General features: G+C 72.8%; 15 protein-coding genes. 3 read left to right on the top strand and 12 right to left on the bottom strand.

What is annotated here, in order from left to right:
- Positions 1–41: 41 nt before the first annotated feature.
- The 8 genes from CLV52_RS03765 to sucC form a co-directional block, all read right to left on the bottom strand.
- Positions 42–1,853, bottom strand: coding sequence for an ABC transporter ATP-binding protein (locus CLV52_RS03765; RefSeq protein WP_133764950.1), 1,812 nt, complete (start codon positions 1,851–1,853; stop codon positions 42–44).
- Positions 1,850–3,634: an ABC transporter ATP-binding protein gene (locus CLV52_RS03760; RefSeq protein ID WP_133764949.1), complete on the bottom strand. Its 1,785-nt coding sequence runs from the start codon at positions 3,632–3,634 to the stop codon at positions 1,850–1,852. The genes CLV52_RS03765 and CLV52_RS03760 overlap by 4 nt, the downstream gene beginning before the upstream one ends.
- A gap of 425 nt (positions 3,635–4,059) precedes the next feature.
- A complete protein-coding gene (locus tag CLV52_RS19025) occupies positions 4,060–4,191 on the bottom strand; it encodes a hypothetical protein (protein WP_281276044.1) in 132 nt (43 codons plus the stop codon).
- A gap of 4 nt (positions 4,192–4,195) precedes the next feature.
- Positions 4,196–5,773, bottom strand: a complete 1,578-nt coding sequence (gene purH, locus CLV52_RS03755) for a bifunctional phosphoribosylaminoimidazolecarboxamide formyltransferase/IMP cyclohydrolase (RefSeq protein ID WP_133764948.1) — start codon at positions 5,771–5,773, stop codon at positions 4,196–4,198.
- Complete coding sequence (purN, locus tag CLV52_RS03750) at positions 5,770–6,357, bottom strand: phosphoribosylglycinamide formyltransferase (RefSeq protein ID WP_133764947.1); 588 nt, start codon at positions 6,355–6,357, stop codon at positions 5,770–5,772. The genes purH and purN overlap by 4 nt, the downstream gene beginning before the upstream one ends.
- A gap of 9 nt (positions 6,358–6,366) precedes the next feature.
- A complete protein-coding gene (locus CLV52_RS03745; RefSeq protein WP_133764946.1) occupies positions 6,367–7,410 on the bottom strand; it encodes a cell division protein PerM in 1,044 nt (347 codons plus the stop codon).
- A 252-nt stretch (positions 7,411–7,662) separates the two neighbouring features.
- Positions 7,663–8,547: a succinate--CoA ligase subunit alpha gene (sucD, locus tag CLV52_RS03740; protein WP_133764945.1), complete on the bottom strand. Its 885-nt coding sequence runs from the start codon at positions 8,545–8,547 to the stop codon at positions 7,663–7,665.
- A 12-nt stretch (positions 8,548–8,559) separates the two neighbouring features.
- Positions 8,560–9,726 carry an ADP-forming succinate--CoA ligase subunit beta gene (sucC, locus tag CLV52_RS03735; RefSeq protein ID WP_133764944.1) on the bottom strand — a complete coding sequence of 389 codons (1,167 nt, stop codon included), beginning with the start codon at positions 9,724–9,726 and terminating at the stop codon, positions 8,560–8,562.
- A 123-nt stretch (positions 9,727–9,849) separates the two neighbouring features.
- On the opposite strand from sucC, the gene CLV52_RS03730 reads away from it, so the two are divergent.
- A complete protein-coding gene (locus CLV52_RS03730) occupies positions 9,850–10,347 on the top strand; it encodes a MarR family winged helix-turn-helix transcriptional regulator (RefSeq protein ID WP_133764943.1) in 498 nt (165 codons plus the stop codon).
- A gap of 7 nt (positions 10,348–10,354) precedes the next feature.
- Here CLV52_RS03730 and CLV52_RS03725 read toward each other — a convergent pair whose 3' ends face one another.
- From CLV52_RS03725 to CLV52_RS03715, 3 genes are read right to left on the bottom strand one after another with little or no spacing between them, the layout of a single operon-like run.
- Entirely contained in the window at positions 10,355–10,801 is a 447-nt protein-coding gene (locus CLV52_RS03725; protein ID WP_133764942.1) for a GNAT family acetyltransferase, read from the bottom strand.
- Positions 10,798–13,119, bottom strand: coding sequence for an ATP-dependent helicase (locus CLV52_RS03720; RefSeq protein ID WP_133764941.1), 2,322 nt, complete (start codon positions 13,117–13,119; stop codon positions 10,798–10,800). The genes CLV52_RS03725 and CLV52_RS03720 overlap by 4 nt, the downstream gene beginning before the upstream one ends.
- Before the next feature lie 7 nt (positions 13,120–13,126).
- A complete protein-coding gene (locus CLV52_RS03715; RefSeq protein WP_246017943.1) occupies positions 13,127–14,050 on the bottom strand; it encodes a glycerophosphodiester phosphodiesterase family protein in 924 nt (307 codons plus the stop codon).
- A 134-nt stretch (positions 14,051–14,184) separates the two neighbouring features.
- Between CLV52_RS03715 and CLV52_RS03710 the strand changes: the two genes are divergently transcribed.
- Complete coding sequence (locus CLV52_RS03710) at positions 14,185–14,946, top strand: Bax inhibitor-1/YccA family protein (RefSeq protein WP_133764939.1); 762 nt, start codon at positions 14,185–14,187, stop codon at positions 14,944–14,946.
- Positions 14,947–15,118: 172 nt separating this feature from the next.
- On the top strand, positions 15,119–16,342 hold the full coding sequence (locus tag CLV52_RS03705; RefSeq protein ID WP_133764938.1) for an SGNH/GDSL hydrolase family protein: 1,224 nt from the start codon (positions 15,119–15,121) through the stop codon (positions 16,340–16,342).
- Between the two features lie 95 nt (positions 16,343–16,437).
- Here the strand turns inward: CLV52_RS03705 and guaA are convergent, their stop codons facing one another.
- Positions 16,438–18,060 carry a glutamine-hydrolyzing GMP synthase gene (gene guaA, locus CLV52_RS03700; protein WP_133764937.1) on the bottom strand — a complete coding sequence of 541 codons (1,623 nt, stop codon included), beginning with the start codon at positions 18,058–18,060 and terminating at the stop codon, positions 16,438–16,440.
- Between the last annotated feature and the right edge of the window lie 28 nt (positions 18,061–18,088).

The following is an 18,088-nucleotide window of genomic DNA, read 5'->3' as shown; positions in this document are numbered from 1 at the left end:
GTGAGCCGGATCTCCGTATCGGTGAAGAGGGCGGGGCGGGGTCAGACGAGGCTGTCGCGCCAGGCGGCGTGGAGCGCGGCGAAGCGGCCCGTGCCGGCGATGAGGTCGGCGGGCGTGCCGTCCTCCACGATCCGACCGTGCTCCATGACGAGCACGCGGTCCGCGATCGCGACCGTCGACAGCCGGTGGGCGATGATCAGCGCCGTCCGGTCGGCGAGCAGCGTCTGCAGCGCCTCCTGGACGAGCCGCTCGCTCGGGATGTCGAGGGACGCGGTCGCCTCGTCGAGGATCAGCACCTCCGGGTCGGCGAGGAAGGCCCGCGCGAACGAGATCAGCTGCCGCTGCCCGGCCGAGACCCGACCGCCGCGCTTGTTCACGTCCGTGTCGTAGCCGTCCGGCAGCGATCGGATGAAGGCGTCGGCGCCGACCGCGCGTGAGGCCGCCTCGATCTCCTCCCGGGTCGCGCCGGGGCGCCCGAGCTCGATGTTGTCCGCCACGGACCCGGAGAACAGGTACGCCTCCTGCGTCACCATCACGACGGCGCGGTGCAGGTCCTGGTTCGTCAGGTCGCGCAGGTCGACGTCGTCGAGCGTGATGCGCCCGTCGGAGGGGTCGTAGAAGCGGGCGATGAGCTTCGCCAGCGTCGACTTGCCCGCCCCGGTGGAGCCGACGAGAGCGATCGTCTGCCCCGCCGGCACGTCGAGGTCGAAGTGCGGCAGGATCTCGCGGTCCGCCCGGTAGGCGAAGCGCACGCCCTCGAAGCGGACCCGGCCCGTGACGCCGGTGGCGAGCGGCTTCGGCTGCACCGGCTCCGGCACGGTCGGGCTCTCCTCGAGCACGCCCGAGATCTTCTCGAGCGCGGCCTCGGCCGACTGGTACGCGTTGTAGAAGGTGGCGATGTCCTCCATCGGGTCGAAGAACCGCCGCGTGTAGAGGACCGCGGCGAGCAGCACGCCGATCGCGAGGTCCCCGCTCAGCACGCGGTACGCGCCGAACAGCAGCACCGCCGCCGTGGTGAGGTTCCCGATGAGGGTCAGGCCCGGCTCGAGGACCGCGAACAGGCGGATGGCGCGGGCGTTGATCCCGCGGTAGTCCTCCGTCAGGTCGCCGTACTCGCGCGCGTTCCGCGGCTCCTTGCGGAACGCCTGCACCGCGCGGATGCCCGTCATCGTCTCGACGAAGAACACGATGAGCTTCGCCGAGTACACGCGCGACTCGCGGAACGTCGCCTCGCTGCGCCGCTGGAACCAGCGGATGAGGAACCACAGCGGCACGAACGAGCAGAACAGCACGAGGCCGCTCCAGCCGTCGAGTAGCACGAGCGCGACCGCGGTGAAGACCATGTAGAGCACGCTCTGCACGAGCTCGTTGATCCCGCCGTCGAGCAGCTCCCGGATGGAGTCCAGGTCGCTCGTCTGCCGGGAGATGATCCGGCCGGACGTGTACTGCTCGTGGAACTCGAGACTGAGCCGCTGCGTCTGCACGAAGACCCGCTCGCGGAGGTCGATCAGCATCGCCTGGCTGATCTGCGCGGTCTGCACCGTGTACGCGGCGATCAGCACCCCAGCGCCGACGCCGGCGACGAGGTAGACGACGACGGACACGGCGAGCGGCAGCGCCTGCCCGCGCAGCAGCGACGGCAGGCCGGTGTCGATGCCGTAGGCGATGATCGCGGGCCCGATGACCTGCAACGCGGTGCTGATCACGACGACGAGCGCCGTGAGCACGATCCGCCGCCTCAGCGGCGCGAGCAGGCTGCCGAGCAGCGTCAGTGAGCGGCGGCGCAGCAGCCGGCGCTCCGCCTTGTCAAAGTCGCGGCGTTCCTCGCCGGCGACACCGGTGATCGAGCTCACGCGTCCACCTCCTCGTAGGTCTGCTCGTCCTCGAGGCTCGAGATGACGAAGCGGTACCGCTCGCTGGTGGCCAGCAGCTCGGTGTGGGTGCCGACGGCGATGATGCGGCCGCCCTCGAGCAGCGCGACGCGGTCGGCGAGCTGCACGGTGGAGGGGCGGTGGGCGACGATCAGCGCGGTCGTGCGGGTCAGCACCTGCCGCAGCGCCGCCTCCACGAGCGCCTCCGTGTCGACGTCGAGCGCGGAGAGCGGGTCGTCGAGCACGAGCACGGCGGGGTTCGCGGCGACCGCGCGGGCGAGCGCGAGGCGCTGCCGCTGGCCGCCGGAGAGGCTGAGCCCCTCCTCGCCGATGACGGTGTCGAGACCCTCCGGCAGGTCGTGGACGAAGGACGCCTGCGCGATGTCGAGCGCCTCCTGCAGCACGCGCTCGCCGGCGTCGGGCCGGCCGAGCAGCACGTTGTCGCGGACCGACGCGGAGAAGAGGGTCGCCTCCTCGAACGCCATGGCGATGTGCGTGCGCAGCTCGACGCGTGTGAGGTCCCGGATGTCGACGCCGTCGAGCAGGACGCGACCGCCGGTCACGTCGTACAGGCGCCCCGCGACCTCGACCGCGGTGGTCTTGCCCGAGCCGGTCAGCCCGACGAGGGCCATGGTCTCGCCCGGCTCGATCGTCAGGTCCATCCCGTCCAGCAGGTCCGGGGCGCCCTCGGGCGCGTCCGGGTAGTGGAAGTGGACGTCCTGGAACTCGAGCCGGCCGCGCGCCTCCGCGATGTGCTTCGGGTGCTCCGGGTCCCGGATCGTGTTCTCCTCGTCGAACACCTCGAACAACCGGTCCGTCGCCGTGCGGGTGTCGTACATCATCGAGAGCAGGAACCCGATCGACTCGAGGGGGAACCGCAGCACGGTGGCGGTCGCGAAGAACGCGACGAGGCCGCCGACGGTGAGGTTGCCGAGGCTCGCCTGCCAGACCCCGACCAGGAGGCACAGCGCGAAGGCGACGTCGGGGACGAGCAGCAGCCAGAGCCAGATCTGCGCGACCGCCCTCGCCTTCTCGATCTCCGTGCCGCGCAGCTCCTCCGCACGCTGCAGGAAGCCCTTGAGCTTCGTCCGGCCGCGGCCGAACGCCTTCAGCACGCGGATGCCGTGCACCGACTCCTCGACCAGCGTCGCGAGGTCGCCCTGCTGGTCCTGGCTGCGGCGCGCGACGACGTGGTACCGGCGCTCGAAGCGGAAGCCGTTGATCCACAGCGGCACGGAGCAGAGCGTGAAGACGACCGCGAGCAGCGGGTTCAGGAAGGCGAGCACGACGACGCCCACCGCGATCGTGATGACGTTCACGACGAGGTAGATGAACCCGAAGGCGATGAAGCGCCGGATCAGGCTGAGGTCGCTCATCGAGCGGGACAGCAGCTGCCCGCTCGGCCAGCGGTCGTGGAACGCGACGGGGAGGTCCTGGAGCTTCGCGAACAGGGCACGGCGCAGGTTCGCCTCGACGCCGGTCGCCGGGCCGACGATGTAGAGCCGGCGGGCGAAGTAGAGCGCGGCCTCGAGCACGCCGAGCAGCGCGATGAGCGCCACGGCGGGCGGGATCTGCGCCGGGTCCTTCGAGGCGAGCGGACCGTCGACGATGCGCTGCAGCACCTGCGGCACGGCGAGCGACACGAGCGAAGCGGCGAGCGCCATCGCCATGGCGATGACGATGCTGCGGCGGACGGGCCGGACGAACGGGTCGAGGCGGCGCAGCGCCTGGATCGTGGTGGGCTGCTTGGCGGGGCTGGTCATGCGTGTTCCTTCCCGCCTCCTCGGCGGCGATCGGGCGCGAGGGGGTGCGGAGACGTCGGGAGCGTCGTCGTCGGCGCTGGACGGGCGGTCGCGCGGCGGACGCGACCGGTTGAGGGGCTGAGAGGAGGCGGCGGTCAGTCGCGCTTGCGCGGAGCGCGAGCGACGACGAGCGCGGCGGCGGCGAGCACACGGGTGTTCGTGGACATGTCGGCCTCCTGCCCCTCAGCGATCGGTGGCGCGGACGTCTCCGGATCGGCGGCCGCGGCCTCCCCACCCGAGCACGGTGTGGACCTCGCTGCGACAGCCCTCCAGCTTATGGAACCGGTGGCGTCCGCACAACGGTCTCTTGCATTTCGAGCAGGTTCCTCCCACCTGCCGCCCCCTTCCCCCGGCCGTGGTCTCGACACGGGCGCTGAGCGCCCGGCTCAACCACCGTGTCCGCGCAGCACGCCCGGCTCGATCACCGCGTCAACAGCGTCCCGCGCGCCGTCATCCGAGCGCGCGTCCAGCGCGCCGGTACGGCACAGTCTTCGATCCGCCTGCGGATCGAAGACCATGAGCTCAGTGGAAGAAGTGGCGCTCGCCCGTGAAGTACATGGTCACGCCGGCGGCCTCCACCGCGGCGACGACCTCCGGGTCGCGGACGGAGCCACCCGGCTGCACGACGGCCTTCACGCCGGCGCGGAGCAGCACCTCGACGCCGTCGGCGAAGGGGAAGAACGCGTCGGACGCGGCGACGGAGCCGGCGGCGCGCTCCCCCGCGCGCGTGACGGCAAGCTGGCAGGAGTCGACGCGGTTGACCTGGCCCATGCCGATGCCGACGGAGGCGCCGCCGGAGGCGAGCAGGATCGCGTTGGACTTCACGGACCGGACGGCGCGCCAGGCGAAGGCGAGGTCGGCGAGGGTCTCGTCGTCGGCGGGGGCGCCGGCGGCGAGGGTCCAGGTCGCGGGGTCGACGACGGTGTAGCGGTCGGGGTCCTGCACCAGGACGCCGCCGGACACCTGCTTGAACTCGCGGGAGGGCCGCTCGAAGCCCTCCGGCAGCTCGAGGATGCGGAGGCTCTTCCGCTGCTTCAGCACGGTGACGGCCTCGGACTCGAAGGCGGGGGCGACGATGACCTCGGTGAAGATGCCGGCGACGGCCTCCGCCATCCCGAGGGTGACGGTGCGGTTCGCGGCGATCACGCCGCCGAAGGCGGAGACGGGGTCGCAGTCGTTCGCGAGGCGGTGCGCGGCCGCGATCGGGTCGACGGCGTGCGCGGGGGCGACGGCGATCCCGCACGGGTTCGCGTGCTTCATGACGGCGACGGCCGGCTCGTCGAAGTCGAGCGCCGCGCGGACCGCGGCGTCCGCGTCGACCATGTTGTTGTAGCTGAGCTCCTTGCCGTTCAGCTGCACCGCCTGCGCGAGGCCGTGCCCGCCCGGCTCGCGCCAGAGCGCCGCCGACTGGTGGGCGTTCTCGCCGTACCGGAGGGGCGTCTCGACGAACCGGTACGAGCCGGTGACGACGGACGCGTCCGCGCCGCCCGCGAACCAGTCGGCGATGGCGCGGTCGTAGGCGGCGATCCGCTCGAACGCGTGCGCGGCCAGCCGGCGGCGGAGGTCGAGGCCGATGCCGCCGTGGGCGATCGCCTCGAGCACGACCGGGTACGCGTCGACGCCGGTGACGACGGCCACGTTCGCGAAGTTCTTGGCCGCGGCGCGCACCATCGCGGGGCCGCCGATGTCGATCTGCTCGACGATCGCCTCGTCGTCCGCGCCGGACGCGACCGTCCGCTCGAACGGGTAGAGGCTCGAGACGACGAGCTCGAACGGCTCGATGCCGAGGTCGGTGAGCTCGGCGGCGTGCTGCTCGCGCCGCAGGTCGGCGAGCAGACCGCCGTGCACGGCGGGGTGGAGAGTCTTCACGCGGCCGTCGAGCGACTCCGGGAATCCGGTCACGGCGGCGACGTCGGTCACGGCGAGCCCCGCGCCGCGGAGCGTCGACGCCGTGGAGCCGGTCGAGACGAGCTCGACGCCCGCGGCGACGAGCGCCGCGCCGAGCTCGACGAGACCGTGCTTGTCGCTGACGGACAGCAGTGCGCGGCGGACGGGGATCACGTCGGGCGAGCCCGCCTCGACGATTCGAGCGATGGTCACGCGAGCTCCTCCAGGTCGATCCGTCCTTCCGCGATGTCCAGGATCACGTCGGCGAGCAGGCGCCGTTCGACGGGTTTGATGCGATCGTGCAGGGCGGCCTCCGTGTCGCCGGGCAGCACCGGGACGCGCTCCTGCGCGAGGATCGGGCCGCTGTCCGTCCCGTGGTCGACGACGATCACGCTTGCGCCCGTCTCCGTCGCACCGGCGGCGAGGGCGTCGCGGACCCCGTGGGCGCCCGGGAACTCGGGCAGGTGCGCGGGATGGGTGTTCAGGAGCGCCGGCGCGAGCGCGTCGACGACCGCGGCGGGCAGGAGCCGCATGAAGCCGGACAGGATCACGAGGTCCGGCGCCCACGTGCGGATCGTCTCCAGCAGCGCCGCGCCCCACACCTCCCGCGTCGCGTAGTGCCCGAAGGGCACGAGGAAGGACGGCACGCCGAACTCGTCGGCGTGCACGAGGCCCTCCGCGTCCCGGTCGGCGCCGACGGCGACGACGTGGGCCGGGAAGGCCGGGTCCTCGCACCGCTCGAGCAGTGCGCGGAGGTTGCTGCCGCCGCCGGAGATCAGCACGACGAGCCGCAGCACCCCGCGAGCCTACTGGGACGCGTCGCCCGGCTCCGACGGCGAGATCCGCGGCCGGACGACCGCGGCCCCGACGACCACGGGCACCCCGGTCAGCACCGCGGCGAGGATCGCGACGAGGAGGGCGTCCGGTCCGACGGCGGCGAGGCGTCCCGGGCCGGCCGAACCCGCGGACGCGGCGGCGAGGACGCCGAGCACGGCGCCCGAGACGGCCCCGGCCAGGAGCCCGAGCGAGACGGCGCCGGTCGTCGCCCCGCCGCGACGGACGAGGACCGCTGCCGCGAACCCCGCCAGGACCGGCACGACGAGCAGCCCGGCGGCCCAGACGGGCGGGTCGGCCGGCACGGCGCCGAGGATCGGCAGCGCGGGCAGCGGTCCGGCCTGCCCGGCGAACGGCCCGATCACGGAGCCGGTGCCGAGCGAGAAGCCGGCCCCGAGGAACCAGGAGGCCGCCCACACGACGACCGTCGGCAGCGCCAGGATCTGCAGCGCGGTGAGCACGAGGCCGCCGAGCGGCCCGGTGTCGAGCGACTCGTCGAGCGCGACGACGTCGGCGAATCGCGCGAGGAGCAGCACCGCGACCGCGACCGCGGAGACGGCGACGAGCAGCACGACCGCGCCCAGCCCGGCGCGGACGCCGGCGGGAAGCGGACGCGCTCCCGGTCGTGCGCTCCGCATGCCGGCCGCCGACGCGCCGAGCACGACGAGCACGGGCAGGAGGACGCCCTGCCAGCCGACGGGCGCGGCGACCGAGGAGGTGCCGACGGCGACGAGCACGCCGGACACGAGCGCCGTGGCCACGAGTTGCGCGATCCACGCGGCGAGCGGGGACGCGGTCGCCACCGCCCGGCGGCCCGCTCGGACCGCGCATGCCGCAGTGACGAGCACGGGCCCCAGCGCGGCGATCGTCACCGTGAAGGGGTGGTCCGGCACGGCGAACCGCACGTCGACCCCGTGCCCGATGAGCCAGGCGTCCGCCGCCGCGGAGACGGAGGGCGTCCAGGCGTCCGGTCGCCCGAGGCTCGCCCAGGCGAGCACGGCGAGCGAGACGAGCACCGCGAACGGCAGCGCGACGCCGAGCGCACCGTCGACAGCACCGACGAGGACGGCGCCGAGCCGGCGCGGCCGCTGCCGCGTCGGGGGTGCCGGGACGACGTCGGGTGCGTCGGGGAGGAGGGTCGAGGAGTCGATCCCGGCAGGCTACGGACGCTCCCCGCCCGGGCGGAGCACCGCCGCGGGGTGTCCCGTTCACGGGTCCGGGGATCTGCGCGACGAGCGCGCGGATCCCCGGACCCGTGGAAGGAAGGACTAGGCGGGCAGCACCTCGCGGAGGAGGGCGGCGGTCTCGGACGGCGTCTTGCCGACCTTGACGCCGGCGGCCTCGAGGGCCTCCTTCTTCGCCTGCGCGGTGCCGGCGGAGCCGGACACGATCGCACCGGCGTGCCCCATCGTCTTGCCCTCGGGCGCCGTGAAGCCCGCGACGTAACCGACGACCGGCTTCGTCACGTTCGCCTTGATGAAGTCGGCCGCGCGCTCCTCCGCGTCGCCGCCGATCTCGCCGATCATCACGATCGCCTTCGTCTCGGGGTCCGCCTCGAACGCGGCGAGCGCGTCGATGTGCGTCGTGCCGATGACCGGGTCGCCGCCGATGCCGATCGCCGTGGAGAAGCCGAGGTCCCGCAGCTCGTACATCATCTGGTAGGTCAGCGTGCCGGACTTCGAGACGAGGCCGACCGGGCCCTTGCCGGTGATGTTCGCGGGCGTGATGCCCACGAGGGACTCGCCCGGTGTGATGATGCCCGGGCAGTTCGGGCCGATGATCCGCGTCTTCCCGCCGGTCGCCTTGGCGTGCGCCCATGCCTCCGCCGCGTCCTGCACGGGGATGCCCTCGGTGATCACGACGAGCAGCGGGATCGCCGCGTCGATCGCCTCGATCATCGCGTCCTTCGCGAAGGCGGGCGGCACGAACGCGATGGAGACGTCCGCGCCGGTCTCGGCCATCGCCTCCTTCACCGTGCCGAACACGGGCAGGGTCGTCTCGCCGTGCTGCACGGTGGTGCCGGCCTTGCGCGCGTTCACGCCGCCGACGACCTGCGTCCCGGCCTTCAGCATCAGCGCGGTGTGCTTCGTGCCCTCACCGCCGGTGATGCCCTGGACGATGACCTTGGAGTCCTTGTTCAGGAAGATCGACATGTGCTCGTCCTCTCAGTTCGCAGCGGCCAGCTCGGCGGCCTTGTCGGCGCCGTCGTCCATGGTGAGCGCCAGGGTGACGAGCGGGTGCGCGGCCTCCGTGAGGATCCGCCGTCCCTCCTCCACCCGGTTGCCGTCGAGTCGGACGACGAGCGGCTTCGTCGCGGCGTCCCCGAGCATGCCGAGCGCCTGCACGATGCCGTTCGCGACCGCGTCGCACGCGGTGATGCCGCCGAAGACGTTGACGAAGACGCTCTTCACCTGCGGGTCGCCGAGGATCACGTCGAGTCCCGCCGCCATCACGGCGGCCGAGGCGCCGCCGCCGATGTCGAGGAAGTTCGCCGGCTTGACGCCGCCGTGCCGCTCCCCCGCGTAGGCGACGACGTCGAGCGTCGACATGACGAGCCCGGCACCGTTGCCGATGACGCCCACCTCGCCGTCGAGCTTCACGTAGTTGAGGTCCGCGGCCTTCGCCTTCGCCTCGAGCGGGTCGGCCGATGCCTTGTCCTCGAGCGCCGCGTGCTCCGGGTGGCGGAAGTCGGCGTTCTCGTCGAGGGAGACCTTGCCGTCGAGTGCGACGATGTCGCCGCCGCCCGTCAGGACGAGCGGGTTCACCTCGACGAGCGTCGCGTCCTCCGCCGTGTAGACCTCGTACAGCTTGACGAAGACCGGGGCGACCTTCTCGACGAGCTCGGCGGGGAAGTTCGCGGCCCGCGCGATCGCGACGGCCTTCTCGAGGGTGACGCCCTCGCTCGGGTCGACCTCGACACGGGCGAGCGCCTCGGGCCGCGTCACCGCGAGCTCCTCGATCTCCATGCCGCCCTCGAAGCTCGCGAGCGACAGGTAGGAGCGGTTCGCACGGTCGAGCAGGACGGAGAAGTAGTACTCCTCCTTGATGTCCGCGCCGGCGGCGACCATCACGCGATGCACCGTGTGGCCCTTGATGTCCATCCCGAGGATGGCCTTCGCCGCGGCCTCGGCGTCGTCGGGCGTCTTCGCCACCTTCACGCCGCCGGCCTTGCCGCGACCACCGACCTTCACCTGCGCCTTGACGACGGTCACGCCGCCGAGCCGCTCGGCGGCGGCCCGCGCCTGCTCCGGCGTGTCCGCGACGATGCCGGCGAGAACCGGCACCCCGTGCTGCTCGAACAGGTCACGCGCCTGGTACTCGAAGAGATCCATCCGAAGCCCACGTCTCCTTCACTGGCGGAACCGGGCAACCCTACCGGCCGTCCACCGAGCGCTCGCCGGGCCCCTGGGAGCGCCCGCGTTGCCACGTCAACCCTGACGGGATACGGTGCGAGCATGGCCGGGGAGCTGACGAGCGGCGAGGCGTCGACGTGGCGCCTCATCCAGCGTCTGTCCGACCTCGCGACCGGTGTCGTCGAGCACCAGATCCGCTCCGCCGCCGATCTCTCGGCCGCCGAGTTCGACGTGCTCCGGTGCCTCGTGGAGGCGCCCGAGCGGCAGTTGCGGCAGAACGAGCTCGCGGCCCTGCTCGGCTGGGACAAGAGCCGCCTCTCGCACCAGCTGACCCGCATGCAGCACCGGGAGCTGATCGACCGGCAGAAGTCCGGCCGGGTCCACGCGGTCGCGGTCACGCGCATGGGTCGGCAGAAGTTCGAGCTCGCGGACAACGCGCACGTCGCCGCGGTCCGGTCCCTGCTGCTGGAGCACCTCTCCGACGCCGAGCGGGAGGCGCTCGAGCGCACCGCCGCGGAGACCGCGGCCCCAGCGGCGGCGCAGCCCGCGCCGGCCGCGCAGCCGTCGCCCGCGCGCATCCTGCGGGCCCGGATCTCCTGAGCCCGGCTCAGTCGTCCGGGATCAGGCGCTTGCCGAGCCCGGTCGCCCCGTCCGGCGCGTAGCCGAGGCGGTCGTAGAACGCGGTCACCCGGTCGTTGCCCGACCGGATCTGCACGTTCACCTTCGGGCAGCCGAGGGCCACGAGCCGCTCCTCCGCCGCGGCCATGAGCAGCCGGCCGAGGCCCTCGCCCTGCCGGTCCGGGGCGACGGCGAGGTAGTAGACCCACCCGCGGTGCCCGTCGTAGCCGGCCATGGCGGTCGCGACGACCGCGTCGTCTCCGCCGGCCGCGGGCGTCGAGTCCGTCGCGACGAGGAACAGCTCGCGCTGCACCCGCTTCTTCCGCTCGATGTCGCGGTGCGGGTCGTTCCAGGGCCGCGTCAGCCCGGCCGCCTCCCAGAGGGAGACGACCGCGTCCTCGTCGCCGTCCGCGAACGGCCGGACGTGCAGCGTCACAGCTTCACGATCGGCGCGACCTTGACCAGCAGCCGCTTCCGACCGGCGGTGTCGAACTGCACCTCGGCGATGCGCTTCGCCGCGGTGCCCGTGATCGCCTGCACCCGGCCCTCGCCGAAGTCGTCGTGCCGGACCCGGTCGCCGATCGCCAGCTCGAGGTCGCCGTTGTCGCGCACCTTCCCGGTGACGCGGTTCGTCCACTCGGTCTTCGGCTTCTGCGCGGCCGGCCCGGAGCCGACACCACCGCTCCACGAGAGGCTGCCGGCGGCCCGGGAGCCGGCGCCCGGACCGGTCATCCCCGGTGACTGCCGCCAGTCGATCAGCTCGGCGGGGATCTCCGCGAGGAAGCGGCTCGGCGCGGACACGCTCGTCTCCCCGTAGCTGTTCCGCGTCATGGCGAGCGACAGGTACAGCCGCTCCTTCGCGCGCGTGATGCCGACGTAGAAGAGGCGCCGCTCCTCCGACGGGCCGCCCGGCTCGTTCGCGCTCATCCGGTGCGGGAGGAGGTCCTCCTCGATCCCCGTGAGGAACACCGCCTTGAACTCGAGGCCCTTCGCGGTGTGCAGGGTCATCAGCGACACGGTCCCGGACGAGTCGTCGAGCTCGTCCGCGGCGGCGACGAGCGCCGTCTCCGTCAGGAAGTCGATGAGCAGGCCGTCCGGGTTGTTCCGCTGGAACTCCTTCGTGACGGCGAGGAGCTCCTCGATGTTCTCGAGCCGCGCCTCGTCCTGCGGGTCGCGGCTGGCGCGCAGCGCGTCGACGTACCCGCTCTTCTGCATCAGCAGCGACAGCACGTCGAACACCGGGATCGGGGCCGCGTCCTCCGCCGGCGGCGCGGTCATGGCCGTCGCCTCGTCGAGCAGGTCGGAGAGGCCGGTGATCGCCTTCGCGACCTTCGGCCCGACCCCGAGGTCCGCGGCGTGCCGGAGCGCCTCGCGGAACGTGATCCCGTTCCGCTCGGCGAGGTTCGCCAGCTGCGTCTCGGTCACCTGGCCGATCCCGCGCTTCGGGGTGTTGAGGATGCGCCGCATCGCGAGGGCGTCGGCGGGGTTCGCGACGGCGATGAGGTACGCCATCGCGTCCTTGATCTCGGCGCGCTCGTAGAACTTCGTGCCGCCGAGGATCCGGTACGGCACGGCCGACCGGATCAGGATCTCCTCCAGCGCGCGCGTCTGCGCGTTGGTCCGGTAGAAGACCGCGATGTCGCGGTACTCCATGCCGCCCCGGTGCAGCTGCTCGATCTCGTCGGCGACGAACTGCGCCTCGTCGTGACCCGAGTAGCCCGTGAAGCCGACGATCTTCGCTCCCGCGCCGCCCGCGGTGAAGAGGTTCTTCGGCTTGCGGTCGAAGTTGTTCGCGATGACCGCATTCGCGGCGTCGAGGATCGTCTGCGTCGACCGGTAGTTCTGCTCGAGCAGCACCACCGTCGCCTCGGGGTAGTCCTGCTCGAACTCGATGATGTTGCGGATGTCCGCGCCGCGGAACGCGTAGATCGACTGGTCGGAGTCGCCGACGACGGTCAGCGACGCGGCGGGGATCCCCTCCGCCGGCTTCGTGAGCTCGCGGATCAGCGCGTACTGCGCGTGGTTCGTGTCCTGGTACTCGTCGACGAGGATGTGCCGGAACCGGCGGCGGTACGGCTCGGCCACGTGCGGGAAGGCGCGGAACAGGTAGACCGTCTGCGCGATCAGGTCGTCGAAGTCGAAGGCGTTCGCCGCCTGCAGCGCCCGCGAGTACTCGCGGAAGATGGTGAGGAAGAGCGCCTCCTTCGGGTCCGAGAGGTTCACGGACCGGGAGAAGGTCTCCGCATCGACGAGCTCGTTCTTCAGCTTCGAGATGCGCGCCGCGACGTTCGCGACGCCGAGGCCCATCACGTCGGCCTCGTACTGCTTCACGAGCCGCTTCAGCAGCGCACGGCTGTCGCCGGAGTCGTAGATGGTGAAGCCGGAGGCGTAGCCGAACACCTCCGCCTCCCGGCGGAGGATGCGCACGCACGCCGAGTGGAAGGTCGAGATCCACATGCCGTCCGAGGCATGGCCGACCATGTGCCGGACGCGCTCGCGCATCTCCCCGGCGGCCTTGTTCGTGAAGGTGATGGCGAGGATCTGACTGGGCCACGCCTCCCGCGTCTCGAGGAGCGAGGCGATCCGGCGCGTGAGCACGCTGGTCTTGCCCGACCCGGCCCCCGCGACGATGAGCAGCGCGGGCCCGCGGTACAGCACCGCCTCGCGCTGCCTCGGGTTCAGCCCGTCGAGCAGTGCGGACGAGGGCTCCGCCGGTCCGGGTGTGGCTGACGGCGACTGGACGAGCTGCGGCATGATGCCGTCAAGAGTAGGTCGGGACTCCGACACCGGGAGGGCCGCCGAGCACCGCGTGCGCGAGGTCCGGGTGGTCCGCGAAGAGGCCCGTGACGCCGGCCGCCTGGAGCCGCCGCCAGTACTCCGCGTAGCGGCCGAACGGGCTGCCCGGCAGGCGGTAGCGGCGCGGGAGGAAGCGGTTCTCAGGCCGCAGCGTCCAGGTCCACACGTCGAGCCCGACCTCGCGGAACCCCGCGACGGTGCGCGGTGTGACGAGGTTCGCCCCGAGGCTCACGCCGTCGAACCGGGCGAAGCGCTCGGGGTACCGGACGGTGAGGTGGTCGATCAGCGGCTCGTGCCCGATCAGGGCGACGAGCGGGTGCGGCAGGCCGCGGGCGGCGAGGAGGTCGAGCGCATCGTGCTCGAAGCTCTCGACGACGATGCCGGGCAGGCGGGGCGCGCGCTCGAGGGTCGCTGCGAGCAGCTCGTCGAGGGGCAGCCCGAGCCGCGCCGACCGGGCCGCGTGCTTGAGCTCGACGACGAGGCGCACGTCGCCGGCCGCCGCCACGAGCTCGATCACGTCGCCGAGCGTCAGCACCTCCTCGGCGCCGTCGTGCTGCGCGCTGACCGGGCGGAGACGCGGCAGGCGCTCCCTCCCCCGCAGGGTGCGCAGCTCGGGGAGCGTGAGGTCCTCGGCGAACCAGCCGCGACGCGGACGGCCGCGGACGACCTTCGTCCGGAGCCGCTCCCGCAGCTCGGGGTGCGCGGCGACGTCGGTCGTGTGGCTCAGCTCCGGGTCGTGCCGGACGACGAGCTCGCCGTCGGCGCTCGCGACCACGTCGACCTCGATCGCCTTCGCGCCCTGCTCGAGCGCGAGCCGGAAGGCGCTCCGCGTCAGCTCCGGCCGGTACCCGCAGGCACCGCGATGCGCGATGACGAGCGGGGCGGGCACCTGCAGAGGCTACGACAACGGGCGCGCGATCCATGGCAAGCCCATAGCGGAAACGCCTGCGCGCCGCAGGGGATCTTCATAGACTCCCCGTTCCGACTCGCATCATCGCGACGGTCCAGACAGGAACAGGAACCATGGCGAACCCCGCCCTCTCCAACAACCCCGCGTTCAAGAAGGGCAGCACGGTCACGGCTGCCGATCTCGAGGAGCTGTACGAGCGTCCGGCCGCCTCGCCCGCGGACACCGGCCGGATGACGTACGAGGACACCGCGGTGAAGACCGTGATCCTCTTCGCCGTGCTGCTCGCCACGTCCGCCGTCGGCTGGTTCGTGCCCGCCCTCGCGATCGTCGGCGCGCTCGTCGGCTTCGTGCTGGCGATGGTCAACACCTTCAAGCGCGAGCCGTCCGTCCCGCTCATCGTGCTGTACGCCGCGGCGGAGGGCCTCTTCGTCGGCGGCATCTCGCGGATCTTCGACGACCGCTGGAACGGCATCGTCGCGCAGGCCGGCCTCGCGACGCTGGTCACGGTCGGTGTGACGCTCGCCCTATTCGCGAGCGGCAAGATCCGCGCCTCGGCCCGCGCCACGAAGATCTTCCTGATCGCGATGGTCTCCTACGCGGTCTTCCAGCTCGTCAACGTCGTGCTGATGATCACCGGCGTCGCCGGCGGCACCTTCGGTCTGCAGAGCGGCGTGCTCGGCGTGATCATCGGCGTCGCGGTCGTCATCATGGCCGCGTACTCGCTGGTCCTCGACTTCGACCAGATCCAGCAGGGCGTCCGACGCGGCATCCCCGCGAAGTACGGCTGGACCGGCGCCTTCGGGATCATGGTCACCGTCGTGTGGCTCTACGTCGAGTTCCTCCGCCTCATCGCGATCCTCCGCGGCAACAACTAGTCGGTCGCGCTCCGAAGGGCGCTCGGGCTCCGGCCCGGGCGCCCTTCGTCGTCCCCGCCGCGGACTGGGGACAGCGCCGCGTGCAGCGGGCGACGCGCGGCCGTGCGCCTCGCGATCCGAGGCGTCCGCCTCCCGTACGGTGACGTGCTCCCGAACGGAAGGACCGAGCAGCATGCAGGTGACCGACCTCCTGGCGCCGCTGGCCGCGCGATGGGGCCGGCGCGTCCGCGACGAGCTGGACGTCGTCCCGCACCCGTTCGACTCGCCCCGCCAGATCGTCGCCGGCCCGGACCCTGACCGGGTCCTCGTGCTCGGCAACGGTCCCGCGATCGGGTTCGGCGTCCTGACCCAGGAGCTCGCGCTCCCCGGTCGGCTCGCACGCCGCCTCCATGACGTCACCGGGCGCGGGGTGCGCGTGGACGTGCTCGCACGCCGCGGCACGACCGCGGCCCTCGCGCCCCGCCTCGTGGACGAGGTGCGGATGACGCACTACGACGCGGTCGTGCTCTGCATCGGCTCGTCCGACGCCTACAACCTGCTGCCGGAGGAGCGCTGGCGCGCCGACCTCGCGCAGCTCACGGACATCCTCCGCGCCGCGACCACGCCGACGACCGTCGTCGCCGTGCTCGGGATCCGGCCGCTGCAGCGGCCGAACGCCGCCCTCGGCCGAGCGGGGCGGCTCGTCGACGCGCACGCGACGCGGCTCGACCGGGTGGCCGCGGAGGTGTGCGCCCGGCGCACCGGCGTCCTGCACCTCCTGGACGACGACGCCGCCCTCGAGGCGCCGCGCACGCCCGAGGCCTACGACGCCCTCGCCGGCCGCATCGCGCCCGCACTGGCCAGCGAGCTCGACCTGCTCGCGGCCCGCCCGGCGCCGAGCGGTGCACGACGCCTCCGCGACGCGCCGGATCCCGAGGCGGACCGGCAGCAGGCGCTCGACAGGACCGGGCTGCTCGAGTCCGGCTCCAACCCGCGGCTCGACCGGCTGCTGCGGAGCGCGAAGGAGCTCTTCGGGATCACCGGCGCCGCCGTCACCTTCGTCGACGGCGACCGCGTCGTGATGAAGGCCGCGGTCGGCATGCCCGCGATCGAGCTGCCCCGCTCCGTCGCGCCGTGCGACCGCACGATCCGGCGGAACGGCGCGCTCGTGCTCGGGGACACGAGGACCGAGCGGATCGCGGCCGAGGGCTGGCTCTTCTATGCCGGCCACCCGCTCGAGTCGCCGGACGGCTACCGGATCGGTGCGCTGTGCCTGCTCGACACGCGTCCGCACGACCCGCTCACGGTCGACCGGGTCGCCCTCGCGGAGGTCGCGGCGCGCATCGAATCCGAGCTCTGGGCGGAGGTCGGGCAGCCGACCGGGTCGTCCGCGCCGCTGCGCGCCGCCGTCGGCTGACGCCCGGGCACGGCGGTGGTCTCGAGTCCCTCAGCCGGGAACACCGGCTGTGGGGCCCATCGCCCCGCTCGCACCTCGACCAGCGGGCGAGCGCGTCACTCCCACTCGATGGTGCCCGGCGGCTTCGACGTGACGTCGAGCACGACGCGGTTCACCTCGGCGACCTCGTTCGTGATGCGGTTGGAGACCTTCGCGAGCAGGTCGTAGGGCAGCCGGGTCCAGTCCGCGGTCATCGCGTCCTCGCTCGAGACCGGTCGCAGCACGATCGGGTGCCCGTAGGTGCGCCCGTCGCCCTGGACACCGACGCTGCGGACGTCCGCGAGCAGCACGACCGGGCACTGCCAGATCTCGCCGTCGAGCCCGGCCGCGGAGAGCTCCTCGCGCACGATCGCGTCCGCGCGGCGCAGGGTCGCGAGCCGGTCACGCGTCACCGAGCCGACGATGCGGATGCCGAGGCCGGGGCCGGGGAACGGCTGGCGGCCGACGATGACCTCCGGCAGCCCGAGCTCGCGGCCGATGGCGCGCACCTCGTCCTTGAACAGCGTGCGGAGCGGCTCGACGAGCTGGAACTCGAGGTCCTCCGGCAGGCCGCCGACGTTGTGGTGGCTCTTGATGTTCGCCGTGCCGCTGCCACCTCCGGACTCGACGACGTCCGGGTAGAGCGTGCCCTGGACGAGGAAGCCGACCTTCGCGCCCTCCTCCGAGGCCTGCGCGACGACGTCGGCGGCGGCGCGCTCGAACGCGCGGATGAACTCCCGGCCGATGATCTTCCGCTTCGTCTCAGGGTCGGACACCCCGTCGAGCGCGTCGAGGAAGACGTCCGCCGCGTCGACGACGACGAGGTTGACGCCGGTGGCGGCGACGTAGTCGCGCTCGACCTGCTCCGCCTCCCCCTCGCGCAGCAGCCCGTGGTCGACGAAGACGCAGGTGAGCTGGTCGCCGATCGCCCGCTGCACGAGCGCGGCGGCCACGGCGGAGTCGACGCCGCCCGACAGGCCGCAGATCACGCGGGCGTCTCCGACCTGCGCGCGGATGCGCTCGACCTGGTCGGCGATGACGTTGCCGGGGTTCCAGTCGGCCGGGATCCCTGCGGCGTCGTGGAGGAAGCTCTCGATGACCTCCTGACCGTGCGCCGTGTGCCGGACCTCCGGGTGCCACTGCACGCCGTACATGCGGCGCTCGTCGCTCGCGAACGCCGCGACCGGCGTCGACTCGCTCGAGGCGAGCACGCGGAAGCCCTCCGGCGCAGTGGCGACGGAGTCGCCGTGGCTCATCCACACGGTCTGGTCGACCGGCTGGCCGGCGACGAGGGGCGCGCCGTCCTCCGTGCCGTCCGAGCTGAGCCGCACGGCCGTGGAGCCGTACTCGCGGTTCCCGGTGTGCGCGACGGTGCCGCCGAGCTGCTGCGCCATGACCTGGAAGCCGTAGCAGATGCCGAGCACGGGCACCCCGAGCTCGAGGATGCCCGGGTCGAGCGCGGGCGCGCCCTCCTCGTACACGCTGGACGGGCCGCCGCTGAGCACGATGCCGGCGGGCTGCCGCGCCTTGACCTCCTCGGCCGTGACGCCGTGCGGCACGATCTCGGAGTACACGCCCGCCTCGCGCACGCGGCGCGCGATCAGCTGCGCGTACTGCGCCCCGAAGTCGACGACGAGGACGGGATGCGCCTCGCCCGCGGGCCGGTCGGGGGCGGGGGCGTCCGGGGTCGTGCTCGTCACCCCTCCAAGGGTAGGGGCGCCGAGTAAT

This window comes from Amnibacterium kyonggiense (assembly GCF_004364555.1).
Taxonomy (GTDB): Bacteria; Actinomycetota; Actinomycetes; order Actinomycetales; family Microbacteriaceae; genus Amnibacterium; species Amnibacterium kyonggiense.
This window is presented reverse-complemented; position numbering and strand designations above follow the sequence as displayed.